The organism is Pseudomonadota bacterium, from assembly GCA_039024915.1.
Taxonomy (GTDB): domain Bacteria; phylum Pseudomonadota; class Alphaproteobacteria; order Rhizobiales; family MH13; genus MH13.
Map to the genome: position 1 here is coordinate 340,426 of JBCCPK010000002.1, position 16,771 is coordinate 357,196.

Annotated in this window: 15 protein-coding genes; 9 read left to right on the forward strand and 6 right to left on the reverse strand. The window is 52.4% G+C overall.

What is annotated here, in order from left to right:
• Window positions 1-91 precede the first annotated feature (91 nt).
• From AAF739_04890 to AAF739_04910, 5 genes are all read right to left on the reverse strand, one after another.
• Window positions 92-283 (reverse strand): hypothetical protein, encoded by a 192-nt coding sequence (locus AAF739_04890; protein ID MEM6381990.1) that lies wholly within the window; start codon window positions 281-283, stop codon window positions 92-94.
• Between the two features lie 1,046 nt (window positions 284-1,329).
• The gene (locus tag AAF739_04895; protein MEM6381991.1) at window positions 1,330-2,643 is read right to left on the reverse strand and encodes an MBL fold metallo-hydrolase; all 1,314 of its coding nucleotides are present in this window, start codon (window positions 2,641-2,643) and stop codon (window positions 1,330-1,332) included.
• Window positions 2,640-4,631, reverse strand: coding sequence for a S8 family serine peptidase (locus AAF739_04900; GenBank protein MEM6381992.1), 1,992 nt, complete (start codon window positions 4,629-4,631; stop codon window positions 2,640-2,642). The genes AAF739_04895 and AAF739_04900 overlap by 4 nt, the downstream gene beginning before the upstream one ends.
• A gap of 85 nt (window positions 4,632-4,716) precedes the next feature.
• Complete coding sequence (locus AAF739_04905) at window positions 4,717-5,253, reverse strand: hypothetical protein (protein ID MEM6381993.1); 537 nt, start codon at window positions 5,251-5,253, stop codon at window positions 4,717-4,719.
• Window positions 5,250-5,912 (reverse strand): hypothetical protein, encoded by a 663-nt coding sequence (locus tag AAF739_04910; GenBank protein MEM6381994.1) that lies wholly within the window; start codon window positions 5,910-5,912, stop codon window positions 5,250-5,252. Before AAF739_04910 ends, AAF739_04905 begins: the two co-directional genes overlap by 4 nt.
• A 186-nt stretch (window positions 5,913-6,098) precedes the next feature.
• Between AAF739_04910 and AAF739_04915 the strand changes: the two genes are divergently transcribed.
• From AAF739_04915 to AAF739_04930, 4 genes are all read left to right on the forward strand, one after another.
• Window positions 6,099-7,198, forward strand: a protein-coding gene (locus AAF739_04915) for an IS3 family transposase (GenBank protein MEM6381995.1) whose coding sequence is annotated in 2 segments (ribosomal slippage) — window positions 6,099-6,360 and window positions 6,360-7,198 — 1,101 coding nt in all. Because the reading frame shifts where the segments join, the coding sequence is not laid out codon by codon here.
• 396 nt (window positions 7,199-7,594) lie between these two features.
• On the forward strand, window positions 7,595-8,287 hold the full coding sequence (locus AAF739_04920; GenBank protein MEM6381996.1) for a protein phosphatase 2C domain-containing protein: 693 nt from the start codon (window positions 7,595-7,597) through the stop codon (window positions 8,285-8,287).
• A complete protein-coding gene (locus tag AAF739_04925; protein MEM6381997.1) occupies window positions 8,288-9,151 on the forward strand; it encodes an SIR2 family protein in 864 nt (287 codons plus the stop codon).
• Entirely contained in the window at window positions 9,096-10,982 is a 1,887-nt protein-coding gene (locus tag AAF739_04930) for a protein kinase (GenBank protein MEM6381998.1), read from the forward strand. The genes AAF739_04925 and AAF739_04930 overlap by 56 nt, the downstream gene beginning before the upstream one ends.
• Here AAF739_04930 and AAF739_04935 read toward each other — a convergent pair.
• Window positions 10,979-11,266: a hypothetical protein gene (locus AAF739_04935; GenBank protein ID MEM6381999.1), complete on the reverse strand. Its 288-nt coding sequence runs from the start codon at window positions 11,264-11,266 to the stop codon at window positions 10,979-10,981. The two genes, AAF739_04930 and AAF739_04935, sit on opposite strands and share 4 nt — an antisense overlap.
• 483 nt (window positions 11,267-11,749) lie before the next feature.
• Here AAF739_04935 and AAF739_04940 point away from each other — a divergent pair, with 483 nt between their 5' ends.
• The 5 genes from AAF739_04940 to AAF739_04960 all read left to right on the forward strand — a co-directional run bounded on the left by AAF739_04940 (window position 11,750) and on the right by AAF739_04960 (window position 16,503).
• Entirely contained in the window at window positions 11,750-12,979 is a 1,230-nt protein-coding gene (locus AAF739_04940) for a tyrosine-type recombinase/integrase (protein MEM6382000.1), read from the forward strand.
• Between the two features lie 175 nt (window positions 12,980-13,154).
• Window positions 13,155-13,646: a hypothetical protein gene (locus AAF739_04945; protein MEM6382001.1), complete on the forward strand. Its 492-nt coding sequence runs from the start codon at window positions 13,155-13,157 to the stop codon at window positions 13,644-13,646.
• 45 nt (window positions 13,647-13,691) lie between these two features.
• Entirely contained in the window at window positions 13,692-13,922 is a 231-nt protein-coding gene (locus AAF739_04950; protein MEM6382002.1) for an AlpA family phage regulatory protein, read from the forward strand.
• A 49-nt stretch (window positions 13,923-13,971) separates the two neighbouring features.
• On the forward strand, window positions 13,972-14,670 hold the full coding sequence (locus AAF739_04955; GenBank protein ID MEM6382003.1) for a hypothetical protein: 699 nt from the start codon (window positions 13,972-13,974) through the stop codon (window positions 14,668-14,670).
• Between the two features lie 54 nt (window positions 14,671-14,724).
• Window positions 14,725-16,503 (forward strand): bifunctional DNA primase/polymerase, encoded by a 1,779-nt coding sequence (locus AAF739_04960; protein MEM6382004.1) that lies wholly within the window; start codon window positions 14,725-14,727, stop codon window positions 16,501-16,503.
• Window positions 16,504-16,771 lie beyond the last annotated feature (268 nt).

Here is a 16,771-nt window from a genome sequence, read left to right on the forward strand (position 1 = left end):
TTGGCCGAGGAGGAAGGCTTGTGCGGTCAGCCAAGCGGCGATGATTATTACGAGCCGGGCTTGCCTTCTAAAGAAAGCTTCCGTGTGCGCATTAGTGCTTGCTTAGAGCGTTTGAGCGCAGAGCTTCGTGCGCATTCGCATACAGATCGCCAAGGGAATTGACGATCTGCGCAACCTCGACTGACAGGTCTTCGACCTGCTTTGGGCGCATTAACTTGTCCATGAGCTTGTACTCACCGTCACTGGTGTAGAGGTCCTTGTTGCGAGGAATTAAGCCGATCACCGGATCGACCTAGCCTTCTATCTGCACCGTTACGCCAACGCCGTGGGCAACGTTGTTTCTGCGGGCCGCAAGCTTATCCAGCCGACCATCAATGCGGCGCCACTCCTGTTGTAAGTTTGGCAGCGTGGCAAGACGATCCGGTATCCCAACCCTCGCCATGTCGAGCTTCGTTCGAAAGTTTGTACTGGACCAATTAATCCGAAGCCCGACCCGCGGGTTGTGTGGGGTGGCGCAAATCGAAAACACCATGCCAAGCCAAGCCTCAGCTTGGTTCCAGCGATCAACAACCAGTCCGGTTGCTTTGTAGATCCGGTCACCTTCATCAGCGTCGAGGGACCTGATCGTTACTTGTAGACTGCTCACCGCAATAATTAGGCCCCACGCTGTCCGACGAAGCGTAGATCATGTCGCTTTTATGTCGCGTCGGCTAGCCGAGTGCCAGTGAAAACCGTTGAAAATCAGTGCGTGCCAGTCGCAACATGAATGCGACAAGAGCGACTAGATTGGATCGGCTTCGAGTAAAGTAAGCCATTCAAATCATTAGATTAAAAATGGTAGCGGAGGAGGGACTTGAACCCCCGACACGCGGATTATGATTGAGGCTGGGACACCAAGCACCCTGCCCCACCGTTATTCAAACCAACCCACGGACTGATTGCCATCGTTTGGGAAATGGTCCCCAAGCCATCTCAGACGACTACGGCACGGCCCAAACAAGCGCACCGATTTTGACTCCCATGTGAAACCCAGCGTGCAAGGTTAAATTGGCATTCTCGAATACTGAGCGGGATAGACGAGCACCGAAAGCGCAAGCCAAAGATGCAGCCTCACTAGCTCGCCTGTATTGCATAAAAATTGCCGCCCGGCTTCGCAGGCAAGAGCAGCAGGACACCGAAGAACTTTCTCGATTACTTCGCGAAGGTCCATCCTTCGCGTTCCAAGTACGCACTTTGCTGAGCGAGCGACGGAAGCCGTTTGATGAACCTCCGCTGCGCGATTGAGAGGCAAGGCACACTACAAGGATCTGAATAACCCACTTGGAAAAGTCACAGATGAATGTCGAAGAAGGCTTCTTTTGAAAAGTGCGCAGATGCATGCGGAAACCCCTCAATTTTGTCTTCTACCAGCTTCTTAACCTTCTGCATGTGCTCACGGTCTGCCCTAAATGTGGAGCCGTCCGAAGTGAACCACAACTTGAACGGCCTGTTGGAATCGACGTGCGGCGTTCGTATTGACGCCGGACCGACCCTCGCGTCGAGCAGTTCTCTGACCACTCTTCGGTCTGGATTGTGGTGCCCACCATTGCCACAGAACAGGTAGTGATCCGCTGTTACCTTCTGAGCAAAGCCGAGCGAGAAATTGTTCTCGCTACCATGGTGCTGCACTTTCAGCAGATCGACATGAACATGATCGTCACCGTCGGTGAAACCGGTCGCCATGAGATCTTCGTGAATGTGATCATCACGAGCATCACCTGTGAACAGAACGCGCTTACCATCCTCTTCAACAATCATCACGATCGATGAGACGTTTTGAACCGTCACGTCATCTCGGTCGCCGACTTCCGGCCCGAGCCCCGACAGCCCCAGAAGAGCGCGAACGCCCTCCCTCAAGAGCAGCTGCTCGTCGCGTTCTGCGTCGCGCCGGACGTCCCTAATCTGGTGTCTGGTATCGCTTGATGTCAGCCATTTGTTCCACTTCTCTCTCAGCTCAGTCAGCCGCTCTGTGGTCGGCCCGAGAACCGTCAGTGTCAGGTCGCCAAGCTCGATCGGCACTGACCGAGAATGACGGCGGACCAACTTACCGCCAAATTCCTCGTTCAGCGGAATATCGAGCTGTTTTGCACCGATGCGACGCGACACTTGCGCCGCCTCCTTTAGGCTATTGGCAAGCTGGCTATAAAGGTCGCGGCCGTGGCTTAGCGGACCGCCTCCACTCGCCAGAGCATTCGAGGCCGCCGAGAGAAGTGCCACTTCTAGGTCGCCCCGGTTCTGTCCGACCTGTTCTTGAAACGCGTTGTGCCAGATGCCGTCGATCTCAGGCGCTCTCAGCCCTTCTGGCTCCGCTGGGTTAAGGTTCTGTGCTACCTGGTGGTCGTGCACACGCCAGTCAAACTCGTCGTTCAACATTGCGAGAATGCCACCTATGTGATCCTGGTCCACATGGCTGACGCAAATCAGATCAAGTCTCTCACCCTGGTCCCTCATCTTTGCGAGTTCAGGCGCAACGTTGAATTGGTAGCTCAGGACTGTCCCGAACTGCCGCTTCACAAGACCGCCGTCGACCAGAATATTCTTGCCACTCGTGCTCGTCAGAAGCACGGAGTCGCCGGAATTGCCTTCGAATGCTCTGACCCTCATGGCTCGATCTTCGTTCTTGCGTGCATACGCGCGGCTTCCTCGACGCAGGCCCGAGCGTTGAGAACGCCATAGCCGGCATCGGTCGCCCAGTCGAAGGTTGCGCCTGAGAGCGGTTGCGACGTTCTCTGGATGATCCCATTTACTTGTGCCGAGGTTAGTCGCGGCTCGGCCTCCAGCATGAGCCCTATCACCCCAGCCACATATGGACTGGCCATACTCGTCCCGGTCATCGCGATCCACGGTTCATCGCCGTCACCGAAAAAGCCATTGGCGGCCACGATGTCCGTTCCCGGCGCTGCGACGTCCGGTTTGTGACGATTGTCGCGCGTCGGACCTTGGCTAGAACTGATATTAATCTTGTCGTTCGCCATATCGAGGTTGGCTACAGAGATGATCCGATGCCCGCAAGCCAGCGAACTAACCGAATTCGAATCAACATTTGACGAAGTCGCAAAGAAGGAGGGGAAATTCCAGTAATTTTGGTCGCCAACAACGCCACGTGGTCGGGGGTCATCGCGCTCTATCCAGCCGTTGTAACGACCGTCTCTGACTTCGATACCATGGAGCCGCACACGCCATTTGCCAGGCGGCACCCCGACCACGGGGTTGTCTGGCTTCAGGAACGGACTGAGATAAATGGCAATGTAGTTTGCACCATTAGCTGGATGATAGAGCTCATTGTAGATGCTGAGCATACTGCCGCCTGGCAGCTTGTGATTCTGTACATATTCTCCCGGCCGAATTGGACCAATTGTCGCCATGCCCGGTGGCGTGACCGAGACTGCAAATCGGTCGGCTCCGCTGTACCACAATTCCAGTTCATTTTCTGAGACATCGGCAATACCATTCCCCACCACGATCCAATCGACATCACGCGTTAACTCGCGTGCGGCGATTCGACCTGAGGTGTGGATACGACCGAGCGCAAAGCCGATGTCGCCAGGCCCAGCCGGTGCCTGCTGTCCTGCGTTACCTGCCGCGACACACACCGCGCGCCCCGGCGTCGCGAGTTCATGGTCAATCCAGCGGCTCGCGGCATTTGATGCGTCGTGTGCACCGCTGTTGGTACCTAGACTCACGTTTATCGACACCGGGCGGTTCATATCAGCTGCCAACCGGCACAAATAACTGACGGCCTCAGCGACACGCGTCGAATCGTAGAATGAATTGCGCCGGTCCATTGCGAACTCGTCTGGCAAATCAATCAAAACGCCGGCGACCAGTGCATTTCTACATACACCGCGGTTTCCAGCAGCGATACTGGCGACATGCGTACCATGCGACTCGGGCACCATCTGCGACTGAGGCTCCAGTGCCCAAGCTGGCAACGACACCTCTGAGTTTAGTGCCGCCTCCATATGTTCTTGACGGATCTCCGAGCCGTAGCCAAAGCCCGGCGGCGCTGGCCGCAAGCCGCCACGCTGATCCCAAATCCTCACCCACCGGGTCTTGGTCCGCTGTCCGTCTGTCCGCGTGAAGTCGGGATGGGAGAAATCGAACCCGCCTACATCGATGATCCCAATAAGGACATCGCGGCCGCCGCTGTCGCGTCCTGGGATGTTTCTTCCATTCAATGACGGCGGCGAGACCGAGCCAGTTGAGACCATTGAGTCCGGGTGCTTTAGCGGCTCCCCCAATTCGATAAAGGCCACATCATCATTGTCTGCAAGATTACGCAGCTCGTTCAGCTTTATCTTCTTCGCCGCCATTCGACGTTCAGGCGCGTGTTCGCCGTCGCCGAAATAGGTAACAAACGTATTCACTTCGACGCTGTCGCTCACCTCTTTGATTTTCGGCGTCTTCAGCTTCGTCTTAGGCAACTCACCAGCAACTCGTTGTTCGAACGGGTGGAGCCCGGCTTCCGTCTCGGCCTTTATGGTTGGCGCAACCATTGCGGCGCATTGTTCTGATCGGCGAAAATTCACATTGTCCAAGGCTTTGGCCACCATGCGCAGCTTTGGATGGATTTTGCGAAACGCGGCTCCCATAAGCCGTTCGTCACGAGTTGTTGGCACGGCCTCCTCCCATGAAAATGAAACGTCGGCAGACCAGTTTCAAGCTGACACCCATCGCTTAGCGTCCACGGATCCAGCTGCGCAGGGCGAGCGCACTCAGATCAAAGTCTGAGAATGACCTCTCGGTGGTCCATGCTGACAGTGTCGCCAGCTGACCATCATGCCTCACAAGTGCGCCTCGAAGCGACAGATGACGAGCGTCTCGGTTCGGACGAATTCTGATGTTGTTCGGGATATCGTCACCCAGGAAGCTCGTGTTTTCTAGCTCTACCACCTGATCACGTGCGGTTAACCCAGTTGGCAGCGGCTCTGTCAGAGGGCGGCGCGTCGGTGGAAATTCTTCATCATAATTATCGAGCCCATCAAATGTTATCGAATAGATCCGCGTGACATGCACATCGATGTCTACTGGCACGCCGCCATTGATGTAGCGAAAGGTCAAAAGCCCCGAAACCGCATCGAGAGATATGAGCTTGCCAGGCCATCTTATATCCCTTTCCCCATAATAAGACCCGGTTTCAAAATAGAAGATATCCGCTTTCGCCGGAGCACTGACGAGTAAGGCGCTCAAAAAGAACAAGAGCAGTGCTTTCATGGCAGTATCACCTCATAAGTTGGCAGATTCTCCTTCAAAAGAGAATGGATCTGTCGAAGGGAAGTTCTCTCAGCCGTCGGCTGCAAGACAAACAAATGGCTGCCGCTATCATGCAGCAGACGGTAACTGCCATCGTCGAGATCGAGGCCATCTACTCTGGCTGCCTTGATCACCGGTAGGGGATTATCGCCGCTTCGCAAAAATGCCGTATCTGCAGCTGAGCGACCCTGGACGGCGCCTGTGACGACGCAAAATAGGAAAAGCAAACAAAATGTTCCTATCACAAGCGCCAATCCGGCCCACAGTCTGAGCGCGAAGCGGGCCAGAACGTAAGCATAGCTCAAGACCGCCACGCTGAACAGAAGCCCGAGGCCCGACCAAAAAAGGCCGATAGCTTCTTGTAGATAAAGCTGTGCCGTAGCAATGACGCTATCAGTCGACAGGATCGCAAGACGCAGTTCATCGTTATACGCTTCTGCATAGGCCACACCCCCAGCATAAAGGCAAAGGCCAAAGTAGCCCATGAAGACCAGCAAATCGCCGAGCTGAACTGTTACATCACCTTTAGCCGCCAAAACACGGGCGTTCAGTAGGCCAACCGGTCTGCGCCCGCTGGTCGCAGCATCACCTCGATGCGGACCTTTGTCACCTCGTGTCATGCCGACCTCGCTCGATAAGAGACTTAGTAAAGGCTACCAACCAGAGAACAATAGGCTCAATTGTGGCTTCTACTTGTAATGAACGTGGGCTCGAAGTTGTTTCTCTTGACCCTCCCCCTAAGAACTGGACCATTTGAAGCGGGAATTTTCCATTAATGATCCCGTTTTTGGGAGAAGGAGGATTCTATTAAGCGTTCGAAGTTCAAGGATGCGCAGATCGCATTTGTGTTGAAGCAGGCCGAAGAAGGGACTTCGGTTGCCAAAGTTTGTCGCAAGGCGGGGATTGCCGAAGCGACATTCTCCAACTGGCGCAAGAAGTATGCAGGGTTGATGCCGTCTGAGATGAGGCGGTTGAAGCAGCTTGAGGAAGAGAACGGCAAGCTCAAGCGGCTAGTTGCCGATCTGTCTTTGGACAAAGTGATGCTGCAGGACGTCATTAAGCGAAAGCTTTGAGGCCTGCTCTCCGTCGTGAACTTGTCGATGATCTCAGATCGATCTGGGGCGTTTCGGTCCGCCGCGCCTGCCTTGTGCTGATGGCGCAGCGATCCAGTTATCATTATCGACCGCATGGCGAAGACCAGGCCGACCTTAAGAAGCGCATCAAGGAGGTTGCACAGACGCGGGTGCGCTATGGATATCGGCGCATTCATGTCCTGCTGCGGCGCGAGGGATGGCAGGTCAATCCGAAGCGGACTTATCGGCTCTACAAGGAGATGGGGCTGCAACTGCGCAACAAGACGCCAAAGCGAAGGGTCAAAGCCAAGCTGAGGGATGATCGGTCCGAGGCGACTGTGAGCAATGAGACCTGGGCGATGGACTTCGTCCATGACCAACTCGTCACAGGTCGCAAGATCCGTATCCTGACTATCGTTGATACGTTCTCACGCTTCTCACCAGCAACCGATCCTCGGTTTAGCTATCGAGGCGAGGATGTGGTGCAGACACTTGAGCGCGTGTGTCGACGGCATGGATATCCCAAGACCATTCGAGTCGATCAAGGTTCGGAGTTCGTCTCCCGTAATCTTGATCTGTGGGCGTATCAGAAAGGCGTCGTGCTCGACTTCTCGCGGCCCGGAAAGCCGACCGATAACGCGTATATCGAAAGCTTCAACGGAAAGTTCCGTGCCGACTGCCTGAACACGCATTGGTTCATGAGCCTTGACGATGCTCGGTCGAAACTGAAGGAATGGCGCAGAGACTACAACGAAGTGCGACCACACAGCGCCATCGGCAACAAGCCGCCGATATCGCTGATCAACGGTTCGATAGCGGCATTGCCGCCCTGAGCCATAACCCCGGAAAATCTCCTGCCGGGTGGTCCAAAAGCCGGTAGCAGCTCAGGCCGGTCATGCAATAACAATCAACTCGCACCACTCGGTGGGGGCATGCCAATCTTCAGCGCGCCGCAATTTTCCAGTTCGAGCCCAAAGCTGTACCGCATCAATCCATCTCGTAATTCGGTAAGTGCAATCACCGCGAACGCCTATCCTGCAGCTTGGAATCGTAAACTAGGAACGGTAATTATAATTTAGCCGTATAGCGCTGCCCAGAATTGTGGGTGTTCCGACGAAATACAATGTATGTAAATTCACGATAACGCCATACACTATGTAGACTCACTGCCCTATGATTTCGCACTTTTTTATTTTGACATTTAGGAACAATTCCTTGCTATTAAGCTAGTGACTGTCGAATTTTTTTCAGAATGTGGGCGACATAGGGCAGCGAACCAGGACGCCATCGCTACTTGGTCCTCAAGTGAGAACCTCCGCGATGGATTTGTCGCTGTTATCGCCGATGGCGTGGGGTCAATGCTTTTGGGGCATGAAGCCGCAAGCTTAGCTGTCGAGACCTCTCTCGCTTTTCTAAAGTCAAATATGAAAGTTTTCCGGAATCCAAGCGAAGTCTCATCCGCAATCTGTCGCGCACTCGGCGCCTCAAACCAAGCCATCAAAGAACTCTCGTTGGAACGCGTTGGTGATCCTTATAAATCCGGCGCATGTGCACTGTGTATGGTGTGCCATGGACAAGAAATTACTATCGGTGGAGTGGGAGATTGCGCTGCATTTAAGGTGGGCGAGGATGGTGTTTCTGATTATTTTGTCGCCGAGCCATCAGCAGGCGGGTCGCTTGTCACCAATACTCTTGGAGCGAAAGGCGATCAATTCCCACGGTTAGTTCAATGGACTGTGCCACATAAAACCCGGATCGGAATTGCGACAGATGGCTTTCTCGACTATTTCCCCAAGGCGAAATTACTTGATAATATTGGGAATTGGGCCAATGACATCACAAGCGTCACAAAATCTATCCGAAGAGAAACACTGCTTGCAGATCCGCACGATAATTTCACAATGATGATCGCGGAGTACTAGATGCGATATCCATCTCGCTTAGTGGAAGCAACGTCACTAAAGAAAATGGTCCCATTCATAGGAGCGGGTGTATCAAAATTCGCAGCCCCTAACCTCTTCCCCACGTGGGCAGAATTCATATCAAATTTCCTTGCGAAAGCAAAAGCTGATGGGCACCTACCGGATCATGATTTCAGGGACCTGAGCCGGCTCGCTGCCGCTGGAAAAAGCCTTACAGTTGCGGAGCACCTAAAGGAAGTGCTCCCCAGCGACTACTACATAGATGTACTCATCGAGACATTCGACATCATACTCGATGAAGAAGCAGATCTCTCCATCTATGAAATTTTATTCGAAATGAATCCCCCAATAATGATCACAACTAACTATGATCGATTGATAGAGGACTCATATGCGCGTCTTAAAAGAAGAAACATGGACGTTAAGACCCATCAGGAATCTGTGGGTGTAATAAAAGCACTTCAGCGAACACGTAATAATGGTTATCAAACACTATTTAAAATTCACGGGGACGTAAGAACGCCCTCCAACGTAGTTCTCTCGGAGAAGGACTATCGAAATGTAATGTACGATTTGTCCGATTACCGAATGGCAATGGATTCGATATTCTCACTTTATACTGTGTTATTTATTGGGTTTTCGATGGGAGACAAAGAGATGATTTCAACCATCGAAAATCTTCGACACACATTCCGTTATCTAGAAAGTCCACACTATATTCTACTTAGAGAAGGTGAAACGAGCCACGTAGAACGTCGCCGTTGGAGGGAAGATTTTGGACTCGAGGTAATTGAGTATACTCGAGGCGATGACCATCGCGGACTATTGCACTGGTTTAGAGACTTTTCGGCAGAATCCGGTTAAAAATATGCCTTCGTCACTTTTTAAAAAGCATGACTTCATTGATGTCGTGCAATGCCAGCTTATTGACTACATCAGTGCAGGTACCCAGGCTGAAGTATGGAAAGCTTCGACCCCGCTCAAGACCGAAGATGGCATCTTTGCTGTGAGGATAAACTATATCGCATCAGGTGAGAAGGGAACAGCGAACTGGATAGAGTGGAAGGGTCGCTTAGAAAAGGAGACCGCAATCTGGAGAGAGTTTGAGGCAAATCCTTTTGTCGTGAACCTTCGTGATTCTAGTTTCGTGCCATCACACGAGACAGAGCATGGCAAGTTTGATTTGTTCATTCAATCAATGGAATATCTTCCGTACGGAAGTTTAGATGAGTACCTAACAACAGAGCAACGAAAACACCTGTTTGAGCTCATTGGCCAAGACCAAAAGATTCCCGCATTCCTTCGACTACTAGTGTCTGCTGTAAAAGAAGGACACGAGGCGGGCAGAATTCACGGCGACATCAAGCCATCAAACATTCTGCTAAATGTCTCTGCAGGCAACTACCCGTCTCCAAAACTCATGGATTTTGGACTTTCGATGGACGCCAGCCTCGGTTTTTCTGGCGGATTTATTGGCACACCCGAATATTCACCAATCGCTTTTCTAACTGGTGATATTGGTGCGACGACAAAAACAGATATTTATGCACTCGGCGCAGTATTTTATGAGTTCCTCACCGGGAAAAAATTCGTAGAGGGCACTGATAACCTAAAGCCAGATGAGCGTAAGAACGCAGTAGTTGGTGCATTGCGAGCGCGACGCGAATTCGACATCTCAGAGATCGATCAAGATGTGACGCTGTCTCAAAGACGTCGCGATCAGTTGGTCACGCTGACAAATCTGATGCTCGAAAGTACTTCACCTAAAGGTGATGGTTCCATGACTTTAGCGTTTGTCGTGCAAAACTTGGCCCATTGTGAGACTCAAGACACGCAGGAACCTAAAAACACGGTCCGACCACGAACGTATCGTTGGGCCAAATCTGTACACGAGGCCTTAGATGAGACGCCAGTGTATTTTGTTGTAAAATCTGAACAACCATATGATGATGAAGAAGTAATCAGAAAAAACCTAGCTATGTCGGGCATTAGAGGTTACTCTCTATACCGACTTGTGGGAACGCATGACTTTATGCTTCGCATTTGGCGCTCTAATCGAAATGAACGATTAATTGATCGCGCAATTGATAAGTATATACATCCAAATAGATTCTCCGCCAGAGTATCCAAAATTGATATTCGAAAGTATGTAACATTTAGTGACAAAAAAACGGAATTTGCAAAAACTAAACAGCAAGTTCTCTTAGAGGTTGCTCAATCTAGAGATCGTGATAGCCAGGTTGAGTTCTCTCGGCTGAAACGGTTGGGACTGGTCAACTCGCGGATTGCCGACGATCGTAGCGGGAAAACCGCGATCCGCGTATTCCTATTTGTTCTCACAAACCGCGAAAACTTATCAGACGAAGCCTGGGATACATTCCACGAAAAGTGCGATCATATAGTCAAAGGTCATGCAAGTCTAAGGGATAGCGCGATTAAGAATGTAAGCAGCTATCAGTGTAAAGTAACTGACTTAGGTGACCAAGACACGCAAATCGGAGTCATGTATCGGATGATTGTCAATGATTATCATAGATACACAGATCTTCTAAAAAAGATATCAGATGGGAAGCACATTCTTGAACAGCACGCAAAACGCCAAATTCTAACTACTTCTTTATTCGAATTGGACAAAAAGGGGATGATAGAATCTGATGACGGTGAAATTTTGTTCCAAGCAGAACAATTTGGTTAAGCGCTTTCGGCTAGTTCATTAACCACAACTATTCTGCGCTTTACTTTATCAGGCCTTACGTCATCGCCAGATAATTCTTGAAGGTCCTCTCCAAGCCAAGCAACTCTCCAGTCAAAATAGATATTATCTATGCAAGATTGACCTTTAGCTTGTCCTGACGACCTTATTTCTTGAACTATGCGATCACGTACACCTTCGTCAACGGCATACAACGATACTGGATATTCAACAGAAACCGGAGTCATTTCCAAGTTTTTGATAAACCGTAGATCGGGAGAAGCCATAGGAAACCGCCATTTTTCAAAATTATAACATGCTTGCTTCAATGGGTCAATTTTGTTTGTTATCAATAAGTTAAACGACGATTTCAAATCTAAATGCGCATAGCTATTTTACTCCAAACTGCTTGTACTTTAAATTTCAGAATAACTACAACATATCTACCCTTAATATTCTGTTAATATCCCCACTGGATCGAGTATAAGATCCTATTAAACACAATAAGTTCGCGTTTATATTGATGAGTGCGCCGATCTTCGGTCATCGTCACATGGGTAACACAGAATTGCTAGACCCCAGCGCTGTGAGGTTTGACTTGAAAGCCGACGTCGGCCTTCGATAGGCGAATACTTCAAACGTGTTTCCGGCTTGTGAATGAGTTGCTGTAGAGGTCGGCCTCTTTTTCGGGCCTTCATAAGTGCCGCCATTGTCATCGTGCCCCAAACCATACCCTGACACGCGGATGTTTGGTGTCTTACGGTGTGGGCATGAAACGCAAGCTCACCACCAAGCTGATCGAAAGCCTGCCACCAGCGACGGGCAAGCGCTACGAGGCTCGCGATACCCTGATCCCCGGCCTGCACCTGCGTGTGTCAGCCACAGGTGGGAAGGTCTGGAATCTCTCTACGCGTGTTGATCGTCGCAACCGGCGCATCAAGCTTGGCAGCTACCCGGCCCTTTCGCTCTCAGACGCGCGTGAGCGTGCTCGGGACGTTTTGCGCGACATCGACATCGGTACGTTCGAAAAAAGCGATGCTGGCTCACCTGAGGCTCCGGTACCTACCCTTGGCGAGGTCATCCCTCAATTCATCGAACTGCACGCGAAGCCGCGCAATCGCGATTGGAAGGGCACCGAGAGCATCCTAACCAAGTTCGCAGCAATGAACTCAACGCCCATGGATCAGATCAAGCGCGCCGACGTTCACCGCGTGCTCGATACGATCATTGCTGATGGCGCACCGACACGGGCGAACCGGGCGCTGGCTGCGATCAAGAAGCTCATGAACTGGTGCATCGATCGCGGCATCATCGAAACATCACCTGTGGCTGCTCTGAAGCCTCCCACAAAGGAGGTCGCCCGCGAGCGTGTGCTGACGGACACCGAACTAGCGGCGTGTTTGAATGCTGCGACCGACGAAGGCTTTCCGTTCGAGGCGTTCCTTCAGCTGCTCATCCTGACCGGCCAACGCCGTGGCGAGGTCGCAGGCATGCGATGGGCCGAGCTTGATCTCGACAAAGGCCTTTGGACGCTTCCAGCCAAGCGCACCAAGAACGCCTCCTCGCACATCGTGCCCTTGGCACCCTTGGCGATCGACATCCTCAAGTCTGTGCCTCGGTTTCTGGACAGCGATCTTGTCTTTACAACCAACGGCAAAACGCCGATTTCGGGCTTCGGTCGATTGAAGGAGCGCCTTGATCTGGCTGTTGGCTTGGACGCCGAGGATTGGCGCTTCCACGATCTGCGCCGAACCATGGCAACCAACATGGCTATGATGCGCGTTCAGCCGCACATTATCGAAGCTATCCTCAACCATAAGACGGGGATCGTCTCCGGCGTCGCCGCCGTCTACAATCGTCATGCCTATCTGGATGAAAAACGCGAGGCGCTGGAGTTGTGGGCCGAAAGGGTTGGAACTCTAACCACTGCGGGATTGAGTCATGGGAACGCGACTGACGACCCGACAGCTTCGAAGAGTTTCAGCATCGCTGTCGCCTAACCCTTACAATCTCTATTCGACCCAAGATGTCATCGACATCGGTAAGGCCATTGGTGTGTCTCAATCACGTGAGCTTGTGACACTGCGCCGACGGCTGAGAGACGCTGCGTCCAGTTGCATCCGATATCGCAGCGAATTTGCGCGAGACGAGTACCCATCATCAAGGGCGGACTCGTTGCTTAAAGATATCCAGGTGCCAACACACGCCTTGCTTCAGTCGATTCATAGGCTTGAGAATCCGAAAAATGGCTACCTTCAAGACTTGCAACAACTGCTCCCACAATCCGAAAGCGTTGGCGCCACACGTCTCTTCCTCAAAGACCTCGAAAGCAGACTGCTGAAACTAGAACGTTTGGCGTCAGCGGGAATTCAGGAGTTGGAGCTGGTCGAGCAAAAGCTTCCTAAACCAAAGTATCTGCTCCATGTCGTGGAGCGATTATCGAAGGTGTATCTGACCTACAAAGCTCCAACCACCGTTGGATTGAATAAACGGTACCCGGAAAACAGCCCTTATATGCAGTTCATTAGACAGTCGGCTGAGCCCATCATCGGAAAAAAGCACGGCCTGATGGATCAGATGAAGGAATTTCGGGATTCTCTAAGGAGTTCTGCGGTGGCAGAACGGCCCGTTGAAAACCAGAGAAAACAACCACCCACGACCAATTAGATTCATGCCCAACTGTCTCCAGGCGTTTCAAAACAGGAGACATCAATGCCCGGCCAATCAATCCAAACCCAACCAGTATTTCTAACCCGGAAAGACCTCAAAGATCTTGGCATCAAGGTCTCAGCGAGCACGCTGATCCGGTGGGAGATAGCGGGGCGCTTCCCCAAACGGGCTCGCCTTGGCGGCACGACCGTCGCCTGGCCACGAGACCTCATCCTTCAGTGGTGTGAGGATCGCATCAGCGAGCGCGACAAATTCGTTTACGCCGAATTCTAGTCGCGTCCTCTGACCCCATTTCAAAACCTATCTTACAAGGAGTTTCCTCATGGAAACCATGCGTTCCACGCAACCTTCCGTGCTGCTTTCCGAAACCGAATACAAGGTAAAATCAGGCGGATATGGTTACAGAAAGTCAGTCCACAAAGGGTGGATTCAACATTACTACCACCAGCACCTTAAGCCGGAAGGCTGGTCCGTTGACGCAGAAATCTTCCTTCAGAAGGTTGGTGAATGCGACAGCAATAACCGTGTTCGTGTGCGTGCCGTGAACCCCAAGGGCGGGATCGAAGCCGAGCGGTTTTTGAACCCAGTCAAGGACATGGCCATCGCGAATGTACTGTACGACTGGGCCATCGACTCCGGGTACAACATCATGTTCGATCCTGTGCCTTGGAAGAAAGGCAAGCGGTCGAAGCGGACACGGCTAGCTTTTCGGACCATCGTTGGTGAACACCCGTTCGACTACCTCCCCAGCCCAACAATATTCTGGGCGATCGGTGTTTCAGCCTATCAGTTTCTTGCTTCAATGCCTCACCCCATGAAGGTGCAGGACATGATCGAGCTTATGGACAACGCCGGTCTGTCTCGAGCCCACAGGCTCCAGCAGCCCGGTGATGAACTGCTCTATGTGCCCGGCTCATTGATTCACCGACCCGGCCTTCCACCATACACCGCCGAAGTGTTGTTCGACGCGTTTTCGGAGGTGGACGTCGTAGGCGGCGACTGGCTTTGGACGCAGTACTGAAACTTAGAGCGGCCTAACCGCCGCTCATTTCCCACAAAAAATTGGAGACCAACGATGACGAACACCGTTCGCATCGACGGGGATCTTGCGTCCTCGTCAAAAACAAAAGCGGCCTGCGCATGGATCGATGCGGGAGCGCACGTGTTGGCCCTGCACGGTATCAATGAGAATGGCCATTGCACATGCGGCAACAAGCAATGCAAGTCGCCGGGCAAGCATCCTATTGCCGCCGAGTTCCCTCGCGGTCAGCACAGCGCAACGCGATCAAAGACCAAAATTAAGCGTGTGCTGAAGTCCTATCCTGACTCCAACCTTGGCGTCGTACTTCCTGACGACATTGTGGCCCTTGATGTCGATGGCCCAGCGGGAAGGAAAACATACGAACAGCTAAACCTTCCAAAAACGGCCACAGTGCAAACCGGGAGGGGGACGCACCGCTATTTTCGGACGGGTAAGCCGCTCCCCGAGAAGCGCCAAAGCCTAGACGGGATCGACATCAAAGATAGCAGAGCTGGCTACATCGTTGCCCCACCGAGCAAGCACCATTCTGGCAAACGCTACAGGGTTAGGTCCGGCTCGACGGCGAAGATGGCGCTGTTGCCCAACAGATTCATTAACGGTTTGAGGCCAAAGCGGTCCGCAACGGTCAATCTCGATCAGTCCGGTGTCGTCACCAAGGGCGGCCGCAACAGTGCGCTTGCAAGCTATGCCGGGTACTTCCGGCATAAGGGCCTTGGTGGAATGGGGCTCGAGCGGGTCCTCGGCACGCTCAACCAACAGATATGCAGCCCTCCATTAGATGGGGCTGAAGTCAGTCAGATTGTGCAGAGCATCGGCAACTACCAAGCTGGGTTTGAAGATGCTTTCGGCAGCCTCGTCGATGTCGAAGAGGAAGAGGTTCAGTACCTCGCCGACCCCTACGTTGTGAAAGGGACAACCACCGTGCTCGACGGCAATATGGGCCAAGGAAAGTCGACCTTTACTGCAGCACTTGCAGCAGCCGTGACGACGGGTAAGCCACCGCCATTTTTGGAGAGCATTGAGCAAGGCGGCGTTCTTTTCCTATCCGCAGAGGACGACCCAGCGAGGGTCTTAAAACCGCGTCTGGTGGAAAACGGTGCTGACGTTTCGAAGGTCCGCTACCAAGAAAAGGCCTTCACCCTGGATGCCAACGGCATGATGATGCTGCGTCAGGAGATCGAAGCGCATCGGCCTGTGCTGGTCGTTATTGATCCGATTATCGCCTACATGGATGCTGGCATCGATGGGAACAAAGCCAACGACACGATGCGTTTTATGGTCGAGCTGGACCTCATCGCCCGCGAATATGATGTCTCTATTCTGATTGTTAGGCATCTGCGCAAAGCCCGCGCGGACAACGCAATGCACCAGGGCATTGGCTCAATTGCCATCTCCGCACGGGTCCGGTCTGGCCTCATCCTGGGCATACACCCGTATGATCCATCGAAACGAGCCATCGCGCATGCAAAAGCCAACTATTCGGAAGAAGGTCCAACAATCGTCTTCGAACTGCATAGTCAGAAAAAAGGGCGCCCACCCGTCGTGAAGTGGCACGAGGTCGACCCGGACATCACCAAAGATGACCTTCTGTTTAAACAGCCGGGAACAGTCGGCAGACCAAGTGAGGAACGTGACTTTGCCAAGGAGTTCTTGCGCGAAGCCTTGTCCAAAGGCCCAGTTGAAAAGCGCAAACTCCTCCAGGCGGCAGAGGCTAGATCAATATCATCGGAAACCTTGAGGCGTGCAGCTGATGATATGAACATCATCAAACGCCGCGCAGAAAAGGGACGATCTGTATGGTCGCTGCCGTAACCCTGGAAAACCAACTGCATTAGCGCCCGTCACCTTAGGCGGGCGTTTTTTTGTGCCCACTTGTTCAGAACTCGGTCATGCGCATCCCTTTTGAACAAGTGAGCGCTCCAGCCGATGAGGCACATGCAGTCTCTCAAAAATGTGCATGAAGGATCATTGTGAACAACCACAATCGGCTACAGGTCCAAAACCTTAGCAGTCGATATGCCTGCTTGTCCGCGCCTAGGGAGGTCGCGATTAAAAAAACGCCCTCCCCCATCCCCCTGTG

Excerpts from the sequence above, each read along its gene's own strand:
- AAF739_04925 (MEM6381997.1), top strand. The coding sequence starts at position 8,288 with ATGCGATATCCATCTCGCTTAGTGGAAGCAACGTCACTAAAGAAAATG.
- AAF739_04930 (MEM6381998.1), top strand. The coding sequence starts at position 9,096 with ATGACCATCGCGGACTATTGCACTGGTTTAGAGACTTTTCGGCAGAAT.
- AAF739_04940 (MEM6382000.1), top strand. The coding sequence starts at position 11,750 with ATGAAACGCAAGCTCACCACCAAGCTGATCGAAAGCCTGCCACCAGCG.
- AAF739_04905 (MEM6381993.1), bottom strand. The coding sequence starts at position 5,253 with ATGAAAGCACTGCTCTTGTTCTTTTTGAGCGCCTTACTCGTCAGTGCT.
- AAF739_04910 (MEM6381994.1), bottom strand. The coding sequence starts at position 5,912 with ATGACACGAGGTGACAAAGGTCCGCATCGAGGTGATGCTGCGACCAGC.
- AAF739_04935 (MEM6381999.1), bottom strand. The coding sequence starts at position 11,266 with ATGGCTTCTCCCGATCTACGGTTTATCAAAAACTTGGAAATGACTCCG.
- AAF739_04950 (MEM6382002.1), top strand. The coding sequence starts at position 13,692 with ATGCCCGGCCAATCAATCCAAACCCAACCAGTATTTCTAACCCGGAAA.
- AAF739_04900 (MEM6381992.1), bottom strand. The coding sequence starts at position 4,631 with ATGGGAGCCGCGTTTCGCAAAATCCATCCAAAGCTGCGCATGGTGGCC.
- AAF739_04960 (MEM6382004.1), top strand. The coding sequence starts at position 14,725 with ATGACGAACACCGTTCGCATCGACGGGGATCTTGCGTCCTCGTCAAAA.
- AAF739_04955 (MEM6382003.1), top strand. The coding sequence starts at position 13,972 with ATGGAAACCATGCGTTCCACGCAACCTTCCGTGCTGCTTTCCGAAACC.
- AAF739_04895 (MEM6381991.1), bottom strand. The coding sequence starts at position 2,643 with ATGAGGGTCAGAGCATTCGAAGGCAATTCCGGCGACTCCGTGCTTCTG.